Below are 15,899 nucleotides of genomic sequence, written 5' to 3' on the forward strand. Positions count from 1 at the left end.
TTCCTGAGCGTCAATCGTAGAAATCCTGCTCGCGGCGCGGCGTGCCGGCCGCACGAGCCGGGCCGTCATGCACTGGAGAGGCGCCTCCAGATTCTGCCGCAGTGCGGTATTTTTATCATTATCGTTTTCCCCATGTGAAGCGTTGGATCAAAGCAGCGTCCCGTTCACCGTTACACATCGAGATAATCCGCGCAAAACAGACGGGACAAGGCTTTCGACGAACCTTGATCATTTTGATTCGCTTGACTTCACATATTTTCTATCGACTGCGGACACCGCGGCGCAACGCCGCGCAAATATCGAGATAAACCGATTCCGCATCGCAGCAAGCCCGTGCGCGCACCGGGTCAGTCGGCCAGCCAGATCGCCGCGGCCATACGGCCCGTCACGCGATCGCGCCGGTACGAATAGAAGCGCGAACGCTCGGCGACCGTGCACGCGCCGCCGCCGCTCACGTGCACGACGCCCGCGCGCGCGAGGCGCAAGCGCGCCAGCGCGTACAGATCGGAGAGATACTTGCCGGGCGCGCCCTCGATCGCGACGAACGCGCGGCCGGTTTCATCATGCTCCGACTGCGGGGCCGTGTCGAGAAATGCGTCGCGCACGTCCGCGCCGACCTCGAACGCATCCGGGCCGATCGCCGGCCCGAGGAACGCGTGCAGGCCATCCGTCGCGCCGCCGGCAAGCGCCGCGACGCGCGCGGCGGTCTGCTCGACGATGCCGGCCGCGAGCCCGCGCCAGCCCGCGTGCGCCGCGCCGACTGCGCGCCCCTGCGCATCGCACAGCAGCACCGGCAGGCAATCGGCGACCATCACGACGCATACCGCATTGGCGCGATCGGTCACGCTCGCGTCGGCCTGCGCCGGCGCCGGCGCCGCGGATTCGGAATCGGCTCCGATCACCTCGTCGGCACGCACGATCCGCGCGCCGTGAACCTGATCGAGCCATGCGGCGCACGGCTGGCCCGCGAGCGCGAGCAGCCGTGCACGGTTCTCCGCGACATGGGCCGGGTCGTCGCCGGTATGCAGGCCGAGATTCATCCCGCCCGGCAGCGCCACGCCGTCCAGCCAGCGCCCGTAAGGGCCTTCGCTGACACCGCCGTTGCGCGTCGTGACCAGCGCGCGCACGCGCGGCGACACCTGCCAGTCGGGCTGCACGCAGTCCTGCCACGTCAACGGCGCCAGGTTCGTCATCGCCACTCACTCCTCCTCGTCGTCCAGGTACGGCTCATCGTCGTGATAGTCGCCGCCGAAATCATCGTCGTAGACACCGTCGTCGTCGTCGAATTCCCCTTCGTCCTGCCCGAACCCGAGCGCCGCGACGAGCGCGTTCATGTCGTCCGGCAGCGGGCAGCGCCATTGCATCGTCCTGCCGCTCACCGGATGCACGAGACCAAGCCGCCACGCATGCAGCGCCTGCCGCGCGAAACCGTCCGGCAGCGGCGTCACCGAGCGCTTGCCGCGCACGCGTCCGTACACGGGATCGCCGAGCAGCGGATGCCCGGCGTGCGCGCAATGCACGCGGATCTGATGCGTGCGGCCCGTCTCGAGATCGCACTGGATCGCGGAAACCGGCTGACGTTGCCACAGACATGTGTCAACCGTGCGGAAATGCGTGCGCGCCGGCTTGCCGGACGCGCCGGTCACGACCGCCATCCGGGTGCGCTCGCGCGGATCGCGGCCGATCGGCGCGTCGATCGTGCCTTCGTCGGGCATCGTGCCCCAGACGAGCGCGAAATAGCGGCGCTTCACGGTGCGGGCCTGCAGCTGGCGGACCAGGTCGGTCTGCGCGGCAAGCGTGCGCGCGACGACCATCAGCCCCGAGGTTTCCTTGTCGAGGCGGTGGACGATCCCCGCGCGCGGCAGGCCGGCCGCCGCGTCGCCGTAGCGGTGCAGCAGGCCGTTGAGGATCGTGCCGCTCCAGTTGCCGGCGGCGGGATGGACGACGAGGCCGGCCGGCTTGTTGATCACGACGAGCGCATCGTCCTCGTACACGATGTCGAGCGGCACCGGCTCCGGCGTGAACGCGAGCTGCTCCGGCAGCAGGTCCGGCACGAGCTCGATCGTCGCGCCGAGCGGCACCGGCTGGCGAATCTTCGCGGGCGCGCCGTCGACGCGCACGCGCTGCGCGTCGATCCAGCTCTGCAGCCGGCTGCGCGAGAATTCGGGGAACAGCTGCGCGAGCGCCTTGTCGAGGCGTTCGCCGGCGAGCGACGGCGGGACTTCGACGACACGCGGTGCGTCGTCGGCCGTGGCGGACGACGCGCCGGACGACGGCAGCGCGTCGCCGACGAGGTCGTCATCGAGCGAATCGCCGGGAGCGGCGTCGGCGGGCCGATCGCTTGGGCTATAATCTTCGCGATTTGACTTGCCCTTCCGGGCATTCAGCGAATTAGAACGGGTCATTTAGACTGGGTCACCGAGACTTGAAGCTAGGACATGCGAGCATGATGAATTCGACCAAACGTGCGGCAATAACCGTCGCCGCCCGGGCAACGGCGGTTGCGGCCGCAGCCCTCATCGCGGGTTGCCACGGCTTGCCGCAGAAGCAGGACGAGACCGCGACCTGGTCGAACAACAAATTATACTCAGAGGCTCAGGATGCCCTGACCGGCGGCGACTGGGGCAAGTGCGCGAAATACTTCGAAGCGCTGCAGGGCCGCGACCCGTTCGGCCATTTCGCGCAGCAGGCGCAGATCAACGTCGCGTACTGCAACTGGAAGGACAACGAACCGGCCGCCGCCGACCAGGCCGTCGACCGCTTCATCCAGCTCCACCCGGATCACCCCGACATCCCGTATGCGTACTACCTGAAGGGCATGATCCACTTCAACGACGATCTCGGTCTGTTCGGCCGCTTCTCCGGCCAGGACATGAGCGAGCGCGACCCGCAGGCGCTGCGCGAATCGTATGACGCATTCAAGGTCGTCGTCGACCGCTATCCGAAGAGCAAGTACGCGCCCGACGCCGCAGCCCGGATGCGCTACATCGTCAACGCGCTCGCGTCGCACGAAGTGCACGCCGCCGACTATTACTACCGTCGCGGCGCCTATGTCGCGGCGATCAACCGCGCGCAGCTCGCAATCAAGGAATACAAGGGCGCGCCGGCGATCGAGGACGCGCTGCACATCATGGTCCTGTCGTACGACAAGCTGCAGCAGCCGCAGCTCGCCGAGGACACGAAGCGCGTGCTCGCGGGCACGTTCCCGGACAGCCCGTACGTGACGGGCAAGGCCCGCCCCGGCGCGAAGAAGTCGTGGTGGCAGTTCTGAGCCGCTGCTGCGCATGAAGCGACAAAAAAACCCGGCCGATTGGCCGGGTTTTTCATTGGCGGCGCGCCGCTACACCCGCTTCGCCGCGCGCTGCTCGTCGAAGAACTCCTCGACGACTTCGATCTCGCGGGTCCGCTTGAACGGCGGCAGGCTCTGCCAGATCCGCCGCCCATAGGGCTTGTCGACGAGGCGCGTGTCGCAGATCATCAGCACGCCGCGATCGGTTTCCGCGCGAATCAGCCGGCCCGCACCCTGCTTCAGCGTAATCACCGCCTGCGGCAGCTGGTGCGCGGCGAACGGACTCAAGCCCTTCTTCGCGAGCGCGTCGAGCCGCGCGGCCAGCACCGGATCGTCGGGCGGCGCGAACGGAAGCTTGTCGATCACGACGAGCGACAGCGCGTCGCCGCGCACGTCGACGCCTTCCCAGAAGCTCTGGCTGCCGACGAGGATCGCGTTGCCGTACGCGCGGAACCGATCGAGCAGCTCGGTGCGGCTCGCATCGCCCTGCACGAGGAGCGGCGTGTTCCACCCGCGCGACTCGATCACGTCGCGCAGCTTCGCGGCGATCCGGTCGACCGCGCGCAGCGTCGTGCACAACATGAACACACCGCCGCCCGATGCCTCGATGGCCGGCAGCGCGGCGTCGAACACCGCATCCGTGAAGGCCGGCGACGACGGCTGCGGCAGATTGCGCGGCACGTACAGCAGCCCCTGCGCCTGGTAGTCGAACGGGCTTGCGAGCGTCATCGAGCGGCGCGAGCTGAGCCCCATCTGCGCCGCGTAGTGCGTGAAATCGCCGCGCACCGACAGCGTCGCCGACGTGAACACCCAGGCGCGCGGCACGCCCGCGCGCTGCTTCGCGAAGATCGGCGCGACGGACAACGGCGTCTCGTGCAGCTGGACCGTATGCGAGAACACCTCGACCCAGCGCACCTTCTCGCCGGCGTCGCCGCCCTCGCCGGCCTTCGATTCCGCCGCCTCCGCGCCGGCAGCTGCCTGCGCGGCGCCGGGCGCGACCCAGCCGGCGAGCAGGTCCTGCAGCTCGCGCGCGCGCCGCAGGCATGCGCCGAGCGATTCCGCGCGTTCGGCCTGGCTTGCGAGCGCCGATGCCAGCGCATCGAGCGCCGCCTCCAGATCGTCGAGCGCGCCGAACATCGGATGGTCGTCGCCGAGCTGCGCGAGCGACATGCGCACGATCGTGTCGTCCGCGAACGCGAGCCGCAGGTCCCGCGCCGCGCGCTCGAGCGCGCCGCCGAGCTTCACCCATTCGACCGCGTCGCGCGCGTGGCTCAGGCCCTCCGCGACCGTATCGCGCGCAAGCTCGAGGATTTGCGTCGTCGACAGCGTTTCGCCGAAGAACAGCGTCGCCGTCTCCGGCAGCTGGTGCGCTTCGTCGAAGATGATCGTGTTCGCGTTCGGCAGCAGCTCGGCCATGCCGGTGTCGCGCAGCATGATGTCGGCGAAGAACAGGTGATGGTTGACGACGACGATGTCGGCCTGCTGGGCCTCGCGCCGCGCCTGCATCACGAAGCAGTCCTTGTAGTGTGGACACTCCTGGCCGAGGCAGTTGTCGCGCGTCGACGTGACCATCGACCATACGGGCGCGTTCTCCGGCACGCTCGCCAGCTCGGCCTTGTCGCCGCTTCGCGTGACTTTCGCGAAACGGACGATTTCCTGCAGGTACGCGGTGTCCTGCCGCGACGGCAGCCTGCCGTTGTCCGCGGTGCGCTGCAGGTAGTAGTGGCACAGATAGTTCGCGCGCCCCTTGAGCATCGCGACCGTGACCGGCACCGCGAGCGCGTCGCGCACGGTCGGGAGGTCGCGCAGGAACAGCTGGTCCTGCAGGTGCTTGGTGCCGGTCGACACGATGACCTTGCCGCCCCACAGCATTGCCGGCACGAGATACGCGTAGGTCTTGCCGGTGCCCGTGCCCGCCTCGACGATCAGCGTGTTGTCGCCCGCATCGCTGTCGGCCTCCGCGGCCGCGGCGCCATCCGCACCGGGTTCGGCCGCGTTCTCCGCATCGCCCTGCAGGCGCCGCGCCGGGCGCTTGCGGGTCTCGAATATCTCGGGTTCGGGCATCCGGCGCGCGGACGCCTCCATCGCGGCCGCGACCGCACGCGCCATCTCGATCTGCGATGCACGGGGTCGGTAGCCGTCGAGCGCTCGCGCGAACAGCCCGCCGTCGCCGAAGATCGCGTCGAGCTCGTCGACGCGCTTGCGGCTCAGCTCAAAGGCGGCTTCAGGCGCACGGGCGCGCCCGGCGGACGAGGTGTCTCGCCGGGCATCGGGGGTGGCTTCAAGCGGTGAATTCAAGGCAAGCGTTCCTGTGTCCAGCGCCCAAGCGGCGCCGGCGCTTGCCAGGCCGCGCTCAGGCGCGCTTATCTGGTTCCAGCTGCGATTGCAGCATGATGATTTTGTCTTTGGCCGCCAGCTTTTCTTTCTTCAGTCTGTGCAGCGTAATGTCGTCGATGTCGGACCGCCCTTCCTTCTGCTCGATCTCCCGAGCAAGCTGAGCGTGGAGCTCCTGCAATGAAGCCAACCGGTTGTGCAATTCCTGCTGCTGTTCCGCATGACGGCTTTGCATATGCGCCTCCTCATCGAAGCGGCGCGCCGGCCAGCGTGCCGGTGCGCTCGAGACTGCTTTCCGGATCAACCCAACACGTTACTGCCCCTGCATTTGCTGCTGTTGCTGCCTGGCCTTCTCGGCCGCTTCCTTCTGTCGCTGCTCCACGTCGGCCTTGTGCTGCGCGGCCTCCTTCTGCTTCTGCTCGTAGCGCGCGGCGTTGTCCGTCCGTTCCTGCGCCTTCTGGGCCGCCTGCTGGTGAGCTTCGTCGAGCTTGCGCTGGAAATCGGCCTGCTTCTGGTCGTAGGCCTGCTTGTTCGCCGCGCGCTGCGGGCCATCCGCGCCGCGCTGCGCCTGCTTCAGCGCATTCTGCTCCTGCTTGTCGCGGAACGCAGCCGCGTTCGCCGCTTCGTTCGCCGCGCGCTGCGGCGCCTCCGCCGCATTCTGCGCCTGTTTCAGCGCGGCTTGCTGGTCACGCTGCTGCGCCCGCACTGCACGCTGCTCGTCGTCGAGCGCGAGCTGCTCCTGCCGGATGCTCGCGCGCTCCTCGCGCATCTGGTCGCGCGCCTTGCCGAGACAGTAGTTGACGAAAAACTTGCTGTAGCAGTCGTGTTCGGCCACCGCATAACGATAATCGTTTTTGGCCGTGCGTTGATCGAGCACTTTTTGACGTGCGTCGAAGTCGTGCGTGGTCGAGGCCGGGACGGTCGCAGCCGCGTCGGCGGCCGATGCCGCGATGGCGGACGCCTGCGCATGCGCGCCGGCCGCCCCGAAGGACAAAGCCGCGGCAAGCGCTGCGCCGAGCGCGACGAGAGGAAAGCGGGAGGTTGGCAACGTCGTAGGAAAGCTGCGGGACATGTGTCAAATTCTATCACCCCGCGGATGGACGCTCTGCCATTTATGGCAAAATGCCCCGCTTCATTCACCCGCGGCGTCTGGTTCGGCGGGCTCGCCGCGAGCGGCCCGCCAGGCGGGCCTCACCGGCCCGCGCCGCGATTTCAGCAGGCAGAGATCATCCACGACATGACGGAAACCGTAGCACTCAAGATCGTACAGCGCATCGCCACCGAACTGACCGTCCAGCCGCGCCAGGTCGCGGCGGCAGTGCAACTCCTCGACGAAGGCGCCACCGTTCCGTTCATTGCCCGGTACCGCAAGGAAGTGACCGGCAACCTGGACGACACGCAACTGCGCCAGCTCGAGGAACGCCTGCTGTACCTGCGCGAGCTCGAGGAGCGCCGCGCCACGATCCTCGCGAGCATCGACGAGCAAGGCAAGCTGACCGACGAACTGCGCGCCGCGATCGACGCCGCCGACAGCAAGCAGGTGCTCGAAGACCTTTATCTGCCGTACAAGCCGAAGCGCCGCACGCGCGCGCAGATCGCCCGCGAAGCCGGCCTCGAGCCGCTCGCGCAGGCGCTGCTCGGCAACCCGCTGCTCGACCCGCAGGCCGAAGCGGCCGCCTACGTCGACGCCGACAAGGGCGTCGCCGACGTGAAGGCCGCGCTCGACGGCGCCCGCGACATTTTGTCCGAGCAGTTCGGCGAGACGGCCGAGCTGCTCGGCAAGCTGCGCGACTACCTGCACAACCAGGGCGTCGTGTCGTCGGCGGTCGTCGAAGGCAAGGAGAACGAAGAAGGCGAGAAATTCCGCGATTACTACGACTACGCGGAAACGATCAAGACCGTGCCGTCGCACCGCGCGCTCGCGCTGTTCCGCGGCCGCAACGCCGGCGTGCTGACGGTCAAGCTCGGCCTCGGCGAGGAACTCGACGCACAGGTGCCGCATCCCGGCGAGGCAATGATCGCGCGCCATTTCGGCATCGCGAACCAGAACCGGCCGGCCGACAAGTGGCTGTCCGACGTCTGCCGCTGGTGCTGGCGCGTGAAGGTGCAGCCGCACATCGAGAACGAATTGCTGACGCAGTTGCGCGAGGACGCCGAGCACGAGGCGATCCGCGTGTTCGCGCGCAACCTGAAGGACCTGCTGCTCGCGGCGCCGGCCGGCCCGAAGGCCGTGATCGGCCTCGATCCCGGCCTGCGCACCGGCGTGAAGGTCGCGGTCGTCGACCGCACCGGCAAGCTGCTCGCGACCGACACGATCTACCCGCACGAGCCGCGCCGCGACTGGGACGGCTCGCTCGCGAAGCTCGCGCGCATTGCCGCGCAGACCCAGGCGGAACTCGTCAGCATCGGCAACGGCACCGCGTCGCGTGAAACCGACAAGCTCGCGAGCGAGCTGATCGCGAAGCACCCCGAACTGCGCCTGCAGAAGATCGTCGTGTCGGAGGCCGGCGCGTCGGTGTACTCCGCGTCCGAACTCGCGGCGAAGGAATTCCCCGAGCTCGACGTGTCGCTGCGCGGCGCCGTGTCGATCGCGCGCCGCCTGCAGGACCCGCTCGCCGAACTCGTCAAGATCGAGCCGAAAGCAATCGGCGTCGGCCAGTATCAGCACGACGTGAACCAGCGCGAACTCGCGCGTTCGCTCGACGCGGTCGTCGAGGACTGCGTGAACGCGGTCGGCGTCGACGCGAACACCGCGTCGGCCGCACTGCTCGCGCGCGTGTCCGGCCTGAACGCGACGCTCGCCCGCAACATCGTCGACTACCGCGACGCAAACGGCCCGTTCCCGTCCCGCGAGCACCTGCGCAAGGTGCCGCGCCTCGGCGACAAGACCTTCGAGCAGGCAGCCGGCTTCCTGCGCATCAACGGCGGCGAGAATCCGCTCGACCGCTCGTCGGTCCACCCGGAAGCGTATCCGGTTGTCGAACGGATCCTCGCGAAGATCAGCAAGCGCATCGACGACGTGCTCGGCAGCCGCGAAGCGCTCGCGGGCCTGTCGCCCGCCGAGTTCGTCGACGAGCGCTTCGGCCTGCCGACCGTGCGCGACATCCTGTCGGAACTGGAAAAGCCGGGCCGCGACCCGCGCCCGGAATTCAAGACCGCGACGTTCCGCGAAGGCGTCGAGAAGGTGTCGGACCTGGTGCCGGGCATGGTCCTCGAAGGCGTCGTGACGAACGTCGCCGCGTTCGGCGCGTTCGTCGACGTCGGCGTGCACCAGGACGGCCTCGTCCACGTTTCCGCGCTGTCGACGAAGTTCATCAAGGATCCGCACGAAGTCGTCAAGGCCGGCCAGGTGGTCAAGGTCAAGGTGCTCGACGTCGACGTCAAGCGCCAGCGCATCTCGCTGACGATGCGCCTCGACGACGATGCGACCCCGGGCACGGCGGCGCGCGGCGGCCAGGATCGCGGCGGCGCAAGCCGGGGCGGCCAGGCGCGGCCGCCTCGCTCGCGCGAGCCGGAACCGTCCGGCGCGATGGCCGCGGCGTTCGCGAAGCTCAAGCAGCGCTGAGCGCGAGCGTTCCACAAAAGGAAAAGCCCCGCTGGTTCGACGGGGCTTTTTTTCGTTCCGGCACGGCCAACGCGGGGCGCGCGCCCCGCAGCCGTCAGATCTCGATCTTCGTGCCGAGCTCGACCACGCGGTTCGCCGGAATCGCGAAGAAATCGGTCGGCTTCGCGGCGTTCTGGTGCATCCACGCGAACACGCGCTCGCGCCAGATCGACATGCCCGGCAGCTGCGTCGGCACGACCGTTTCGCGCGCGAGGAAGAACGACGTGTCCATCAGCTCGAACGTCATGTCGTGGGTGCGCCCGAACTCTTCCAGCACCGCCTTCACGTCCGGCGTTTCGTTGAAGCCGTATTCCGCCGTCACGATGTAGAGCCCGCCCCCCGCGTCGCGCGCGCTCAGCCGCTTGTCGTCGCGCACGTATGGGATGTCGCGCGTGACGAACGTCAGGAAAATGGTCCGCTCGTGCAGCACCTTGTTGTGCTTCAGGTTGTGCAGCAGGCTGACGGGCACGAGCTTGTCGTTGCCGGTCAGGTAGATCGCCGTGCCCGACACGCGGTGCGGCGGATGCGCGAGCAGCCCCTGCAGGAACGGCTCGAGCGGGATGCCGTCGGCCGCCGTGCGCTCCTTCACGATGTGCCGCCCCTTGTACCAGGTCATCAGCAGGAAGAACAGCAGCGCGCCGATGCCGAGCGGCAGCCAGCCGCCCTGCGCGACCTTCAGCAGGTTCGCGCCGAAGAAGCCGAGGTCGACCGCGAGGAAGACCGCGATGATCGCGCCCACCAGCAGCCGGTTCCAGTTCCACACCTTCACCATCACGACCGCGGCGAGCACGGTCGTGATCACCATCGTCGCCGTCACCGCGATACCGTACGCGGCGGCGAGGTTGTCCGAGCTCTTGAAGCCGATCACGATGCAGAGGATCACGAACAGCAGCAGCCAGTTCACGACCGGCACGTAGATCTGGCCGATCGCCAGTTCGGACGTGTGCAGCACCTTCATGCGCGGCACGTAGCCGAGCTGGATCGCCTGCGAGGTCAGCGAATACGCACCCGAGATCACCGCCTGCGACGCGATCACGGTCGCGACCGTCGACAGCACGACGAGCGGCAGCAGCGCCCAGTCGGGCGCGAGCAGGAAGAACGGGTTCTCGATCGCCTTCGGGTTCTGGATCAGCAGCGCGCCCTGCCCGAAGTAGTTGAGCACGAGCGACGGCATCACGAGCCCGTACGCCGCGATCCGGATCGGCTTCGCGCCGAAATGGCCCATGTCCGCGTAGAGCGCTTCGGCGCCCGTCAGCACCAGCACGACCGAGCCGAGCACGACGTAGGCCTGCAGCACGTGGTCCGACATGAACGATACCGCGTAGTACGGATTGATCGCCGCGACGATGCCCGGCACGCGCACGATGTGATACACGCCGAGTGCTGCGATCGCGACGAACCACAGCACCATGATCGGGCCGAACAGCTTGCCAACCGTCGCGGTGCCGTGGCGCTGGATCCAGAACAGTGCGATCAGGATCACGATCGTGATCGGCAGCACGAGATGCGAAAGATGCGGGGTCGCGATTTCGAGACCTTCGACCGCCGACATCACCGAGATCGCCGGCGTGATCACCGCGTCGCCGTAGAACATGCATGCTCCGAAGATCCCGAGCGCCATCAGCGCGCCCGTCACGCGGCTCTTCGAATTGAGCGGCCGCAGCGACAGCGCCATCAGCGCCAGCACGCCACCCTCGCCGTTGTTGTCGGCGCGCATCACGAACAGCAGGTATTTGATGCCGACCACGAGAATGATTGCCCAGAACAGCAGCGAGATCACGCCGAGGATCGAGCTTTCCGTGAGCGGAATGCCGTGTGCGGGGCTGAACGCCTCCTTGAGCGAATACAGCGGACTCGTGCCGATGTCGCCGAACACCACGCCGATCGCGGCGATCGCGAGCGCCTGCAGCGAATGTTGTTGCGTCGACGAATGCGGCGCGTGAATCGCGTTGGTCGCGTGAGTCGTATCGTTCATATGCAGCGAAATAATCGGGTCCGGAGTCGAACAAAACGAGCGCTATTCTACTCGCGCGGGGGTCGAATGCCGTCCTGTCCTGTTGCCGCGAAGCCACGAGGCCCATTGCGCCGATGCAACGCAGCGCGAGCTGTGGCAGGGAGGCCATCATAGCCGTGACGCCGGCGGTTGCCTACCCGGGTCGCGACGCACCAATGAAAAACGGCGCCGCAAGCGGCGCCGTCGGAGCGGTTTGGCGATCGGCCGGCAGGCGCTTACGCGCGTGCGCCATCGCGCTGCGCGTCGCCCCGCTTGATCCAGGCCTCGAGATTGTGCGGGCGAACCGTATCCCATTCCTCGAACGGCTGATGGATCCACGGATTCGTCGGCAGGAACTGTGTGTGGTAGTCGGGCTTCACCTTCGAGCAGCCCTTGTACCAGAGCACTGCCGAGCGCACCGCCGTGACGGCCGGATAGCGCTCCTTCAGGTGCTCCTGCACGCGCGCGAGCGTGACGCCGGAGTCGACGAGGTCGTCGACCAGCAGCACGTTGCCGGCGAGATTGCCGCGCGTCATCGTGATGTACTGCGCGATGTCGAGATCACCCTGCTCGCGGCCGGCCGCTTCGCGGTACGAACTGGTCGCGAGGATCGCGAGCGGCACGTCGTAGATGCGCGACAGCTGGTCGCCGACGCGCAGGCCGCCGCGCGCGAGGCACAGGATCTGGTCGAACTTCCAGCCGGACTCATGCACCTGGAGCGCGAGCATCTCGATCAGGCGGTGATATTCGTCCCAGCCCACCCACAGGTTCTTGTCGTCGTTGCGCGGATCGGTCATCACAAGCGTCATCGTGTTCTGCTGCGTCATCGTGCATTACACCTTGAACGGATGACGGAGCAGGATCGTCTCGTCGCGGTCCGGGCCGGTCGACACCATGTCGATCGGCACGCCGGCCACTTCCTGGACGCGGGTCAGATACGCACGGGCGTTTTCCGGCAGCGCATCCCACGTGTTGATGCCGACGGTGCTTTCCTTCCAGCCGACGAACGTCTCGTACACGGGCTCGCAGCGCGCGACATCGGCCGCGCCGCGCGGCAGGATGTCCGCATCCTTGCCGTCGATCTTGTAGCCGACGCACAGCTTGACCTCGTCGAGGCCGTCGAGCACGTCGAGCTTCGTCATGCACAGGCCCGACACGCCATTGATCTGGATCGAGCGGCGCAGCGCGGCCGCATCGAGCCAACCGGTGCGGCGCGGGCGACCCGTGACCGAACCGAACTCCTTGCCGACGTTCGCGAGCGTGACGCCGACCTGATCCTGACGCTTCGGGTTGTCGGCGTCGTACAGCTCGCTCGGGAACGGGCCCGAGCCGACGCGCGTGCAATACGCCTTCGTGATGCCGAGGATGTAGTTGAGCTTCTGCGGACCGACGCCCGCGCCTGCCGCCGCCGCACCGGCAACGCAGTTGCTCGACGTGACGAACGGATAGGTGCCGTGATCGATGTCGAGCAGCGTGCCTTGCGCGCCTTCGAACAGCAGGTTCTGGCCCGCGTTGTTCGCGTCGTACAGGCGGCGCGACACGTCGGCCACCATCGGCTTCAGTCGGTCCGCATAGCCGAGCATCGTGTCGAGCGTGGCCTGGAAGTCGACTGCCGCGCCGCCCAGGTACTGGGTCAGCACGAAGTTGTGGAAGTCGAGGTTTTCGCGCAGGCGGTCGGCGAAGGTCTTCGCGTCGAACAGGTCCTGCACGCGCAGCGCGCGGCGGCCGACCTTGTCCTCGTACGCCGGGCCGATGCCGCGGCCGGTCGTGCCGATCTTGCCCGCGCCCTTGCGCGCTTCGCGCGCCTGGTCGATCGCGATGTGATACGGCAGGATCAGCGTGGTCGCTTCGGAAATGAACAGTCGGTCGCGGACGTTCAGGCCGGCCTCTTCGAGCTCGCCGATTTCCTTGAACAGTGCCTCGGGGGACAGGACGACGCCGTTGCCGATGTAGCAGGCGACGCCTTCACGCATGATGCCCGACGGAATGAGGCGCAAGATGGTCTTCTTGCCGCCGATGATGAGGGTGTGGCCGGCGTTGTGGCCGCCCTGGAAACGCACGACGCCCTGAGCGTGGTCCGTCAGCCAGTCGACGATCTTGCCCTTGCCTTCATCACCCCATTGAGTCCCCACGACGACGACATTGCGCCCGGGAGTCACATTCACTGCGCTGGCAGACATGTTGATTCGTTAGCTGGTTAAAAACGTATTCTACCTATGTTCGCGGGCGATTCCGAATTTTTCCGTTTCGCTTCAACGATGTGGCACGCGAAAACGCGGCCCGCGAACGCCTTTTTAGCGGGGCTCGACCACCCACGCGCCGTTGCGCTCGACGAGCGAGCGGTCGCAGGCGAACTCGTCGAGCACATGATCGTGCCCCGGCAGCGCCTGGATCACGACCTCGCCTGCATCGCGCAGCGCCGCGACGGCCGCGCGCAGCGCGTCGTCCTGCGCCCACGGCGCGAGGATCGCGGTGCCGCGCGCCTCGACCGGCGAAATCCGCGCGAGCTCGCGCAGATCGAGCGAGAAGCCCGTCGCCGGGCGGGCGCGGCCGTACGCCTGGCCGACGTGATCGTAGCGGCCGCCGCGCGCGATCGCGTTCGGCACGCCATCGATGTAGGCCGTCAGCATCGCGCCGCTGTGGTACGCGTAGCCGCGCAGGTCGGCGAGATCGATCGCGACTTCGACGCCCTTCGCCTGCGCCGCGAGCTGCGCGAGATCGTCGAGCGCCCGCGTGATCTCCGGCAGTGCGGGCAGCCGCGCGCGCGCCTCGTCGAGCACGCTCGCATCGCCGTACAGATGCGGCAGCGCGCGCAGCGCGGCCCGTGTGTCGGCGCCGAGATCGTCGGTCAGTTCGTTCAGCAGCGGCACGTCCTTGCCCGACAGCGCGTCGTACAACGCCTCGCCACGCTCGGCGGCCAGTGCGTCGCGCGCGAGCAGCGCCGCGAGCACGCCCGCATGGCACAGGTCGAGCCGGATGCGCGACAGGCCCGCGAGATGCAGCGCGTCGAGCATCAGCTGCTGAATTTCGAGATCGGCTTCCAGCCCGGCGTGACCGTAGATTTCGGCGCCGATCTGGATCTGCTCGCGGGTGGCGTGCAGGCCGCGCGGGCGCGTGTGCATCACGTGGCCCGCATAGCAAAGGCGCGTCACGCCCTGACGGTTCAGCAGGTGCGCGTCGATGCGCGCGACCTGCGGCGTGATGTCCGCGCGCAGGCCGAGCGTGCGCCCCGACAGCTGGTCGACCAGCTTGAAGGTGCGCAGGCGCAGATCGTTGCCACCGCTCGTCAGCAGCGACTCGAGGTATTCGAGCAGCGGCGGCATCACCATTTCGTAGCCGTACGAACGGAAGCGATCGAGCAGCCTGCGGCGCAGCTCCTCGATCTTGCGCGCTTCCGACGGCAGCACGTCGGCGATATTCTCGGGAAGTAACCAGGTCGACATCGGTACGGTCCTACGACGGGAAACGCGGCGCGCGACACGCGCACCGCGGTGTGAATCGGAATCGGGTTCAGGCAAACGGCCGGGTGCGCCGTCCGGATCAGGTGGCGAGCAGCAGCAGTGCGAGCCCGAGCGCCATCACGATCAGCCCGCCTATCCGGATATGATGCGGCGGCCGCTCCGCTATTCTACGAAACGTGTCCCGCCATGCGGACGGAAACACGAAGGGAAATGCGCCCTCGATAATCAGCATCAGCGCAACTGCGAGCAACAACGAGCCAGCCAGATCCATGCGAGCGACGGCGCCGCAAGACGCGGCGCCCCAAGGTCAGTGTTTGCGGGGAGCGGGCGCCGCCGGTGCGGCGCCGCCCGTCGGGCTGCGCATGAAGCGGAAGAACTCGCTGTCGGGGTCGACGACGATGATGTCGTTGCGCTTGAACGTGTTGCGATACGCCTGCAGGCTCGCATAGAACTGGTAGAACTGCGGATCGCGGCCGAACGCGTCCGCGGCGATCGTCGCGGCCTTCGCATCGCCCTCGCCCTTGATCGTCTGCGCCGATTTGTATGCGTTCGCCAGTACCGCCTGCTGCTCGCGCTCGGCGTCGGCCTTGATCTGCTCGACGTCCGCCGCGCCTTCGGCGCGCACCTGCGCAGCCTGCTCGCGCAGCACGGCGATCATCCGCTGGTATGCGGCGTCGGTCTGCGCGGCCGGCAGGTCGACACGCGTGAGCTGCACGTCGACCACGTCCACGCCGAACCCGGACGCCGTCGCCAGCACCGCGCCGCGGGCGGCGTCGGCGATCGCGCGCTGGCCGCCGATCACGTCCTCGCGCTCGCGCTTGCCGATCGCGTCGCCGAGCGCGCCCTTCAGCGCGACGCTCAGGCGGTCGCCGGCCGCGGTCGGCTCGCCGCCCGTCGCGGCGAAATACTTCATCGGATCGGCAATCCGATACTTGACCATGTAGCCGACGAGCAGGTCATGCTTGTCCGCGGTCGCGAACTGCAGCGGATCCGCCGATTCGAGCGACTGCAGGCGGGTGTCGATCAGCGTCGCCGTCTGCAACGGCGGCGGCAGCTTGAAATGCACGCCGGGGCCGGCCAGCGTAGGGTCGGCGCCCGAACGGCCCGACAACACGGCCGCGTGGCGCGGGTCGACGGTCAGGACGGTCGACGACGCAGCGAAGGCAACGATCACGATTGCGACGACGAGCGCAATGATTCGATTCATGACACGCGCTC

The 15,899-nt window shown here is 67.7% G+C and carries 13 protein-coding genes; 2 read left to right on the plus strand and 11 right to left on the minus strand.

Features of this window, described 5'->3' with window-relative positions; translation table 11 throughout:
- Positions 1-347: 347 nt before the first annotated feature.
- On the minus strand, positions 348-1,193 hold the full coding sequence (gene pgeF, locus HWX31_RS15855) for a peptidoglycan editing factor PgeF (protein ID WP_174960147.1): 846 nt from the start codon (positions 1,191-1,193) through the stop codon (positions 348-350).
- Positions 1,194-1,199: 6 nt separating this feature from the next.
- Positions 1,200-2,405 carry an RluA family pseudouridine synthase gene (locus tag HWX31_RS15860; protein ID WP_174960149.1) on the minus strand — a complete coding sequence of 402 codons (1,206 nt, stop codon included), beginning with the start codon at positions 2,403-2,405 and terminating at the stop codon, positions 1,200-1,202.
- A 41-nt stretch (positions 2,406-2,446) separates the two neighbouring features.
- Here HWX31_RS15860 and HWX31_RS15865 point away from each other — a divergent pair, with 41 nt between their 5' ends.
- On the plus strand, positions 2,447-3,271 hold the full coding sequence (locus HWX31_RS15865; protein ID WP_174960151.1) for an outer membrane protein assembly factor BamD: 825 nt from the start codon (positions 2,447-2,449) through the stop codon (positions 3,269-3,271).
- Positions 3,272-3,340: 69 nt separating this feature from the next.
- On the opposite strand, the gene yoaA is transcribed toward HWX31_RS15865, so the two are convergent.
- The 3 genes from yoaA to HWX31_RS15880 all read right to left on the minus strand — a co-directional run bounded on the left by yoaA (position 3,341) and on the right by HWX31_RS15880 (position 6,695).
- Positions 3,341-5,587, minus strand: coding sequence for a DNA repair helicase YoaA (yoaA, locus tag HWX31_RS15870; protein ID WP_174960153.1), 2,247 nt, complete (start codon positions 5,585-5,587; stop codon positions 3,341-3,343).
- A gap of 55 nt (positions 5,588-5,642) precedes the next feature.
- On the minus strand, positions 5,643-5,858 hold the full coding sequence (locus tag HWX31_RS15875; RefSeq protein WP_010092269.1) for an HP1242/YdcH family protein: 216 nt from the start codon (positions 5,856-5,858) through the stop codon (positions 5,643-5,645).
- Between the two features lie 78 nt (positions 5,859-5,936).
- Complete coding sequence (locus HWX31_RS15880) at positions 5,937-6,695, minus strand: hypothetical protein (protein ID WP_174960155.1); 759 nt, start codon at positions 6,693-6,695, stop codon at positions 5,937-5,939.
- Positions 6,696-6,860: 165 nt separating this feature from the next.
- Here HWX31_RS15880 and HWX31_RS15885 point away from each other — a divergent pair, with 165 nt between their 5' ends.
- Complete coding sequence (locus HWX31_RS15885) at positions 6,861-9,188, plus strand: Tex family protein (protein WP_045567716.1); 2,328 nt, start codon at positions 6,861-6,863, stop codon at positions 9,186-9,188.
- Between the two features lie 94 nt (positions 9,189-9,282).
- Here the strand turns inward: HWX31_RS15885 and HWX31_RS15890 are convergent, their stop codons facing one another.
- The 6 genes from HWX31_RS15890 to hflC form a co-directional block, all read right to left on the minus strand.
- Complete coding sequence (locus HWX31_RS15890; RefSeq protein WP_174960157.1) at positions 9,283-11,202, minus strand: potassium transporter Kup; 1,920 nt, start codon at positions 11,200-11,202, stop codon at positions 9,283-9,285.
- 254 nt (positions 11,203-11,456) lie between these two features.
- Positions 11,457-12,047, minus strand: a complete 591-nt coding sequence (locus HWX31_RS15895; protein WP_059750774.1) for a phosphoribosyltransferase — start codon at positions 12,045-12,047, stop codon at positions 11,457-11,459.
- Between the two features lie 6 nt (positions 12,048-12,053).
- Positions 12,054-13,400 carry an adenylosuccinate synthase gene (locus tag HWX31_RS15900; protein WP_059527498.1) on the minus strand — a complete coding sequence of 449 codons (1,347 nt, stop codon included), beginning with the start codon at positions 13,398-13,400 and terminating at the stop codon, positions 12,054-12,056.
- A gap of 114 nt (positions 13,401-13,514) precedes the next feature.
- Positions 13,515-14,663 carry an ATP phosphoribosyltransferase regulatory subunit gene (locus HWX31_RS15905; RefSeq protein WP_174960159.1) on the minus strand — a complete coding sequence of 383 codons (1,149 nt, stop codon included), beginning with the start codon at positions 14,661-14,663 and terminating at the stop codon, positions 13,515-13,517.
- A 97-nt stretch (positions 14,664-14,760) separates the two neighbouring features.
- Positions 14,761-14,952 carry a DUF2065 domain-containing protein gene (locus tag HWX31_RS15910; protein WP_010092260.1) on the minus strand — a complete coding sequence of 64 codons (192 nt, stop codon included), beginning with the start codon at positions 14,950-14,952 and terminating at the stop codon, positions 14,761-14,763.
- A gap of 36 nt (positions 14,953-14,988) precedes the next feature.
- A complete protein-coding gene (gene hflC, locus HWX31_RS15915) occupies positions 14,989-15,888 on the minus strand; it encodes a protease modulator HflC (RefSeq protein WP_174960161.1) in 900 nt (299 codons plus the stop codon).
- Between the last annotated feature and the right edge of the window lie 11 nt (positions 15,889-15,899).

The sequence above is a fragment of the Burkholderia ubonensis genome (genome assembly GCF_902833085.1).
Lineage (GTDB): Bacteria > Pseudomonadota > Gammaproteobacteria > Burkholderiales > Burkholderiaceae > Burkholderia > Burkholderia ubonensis.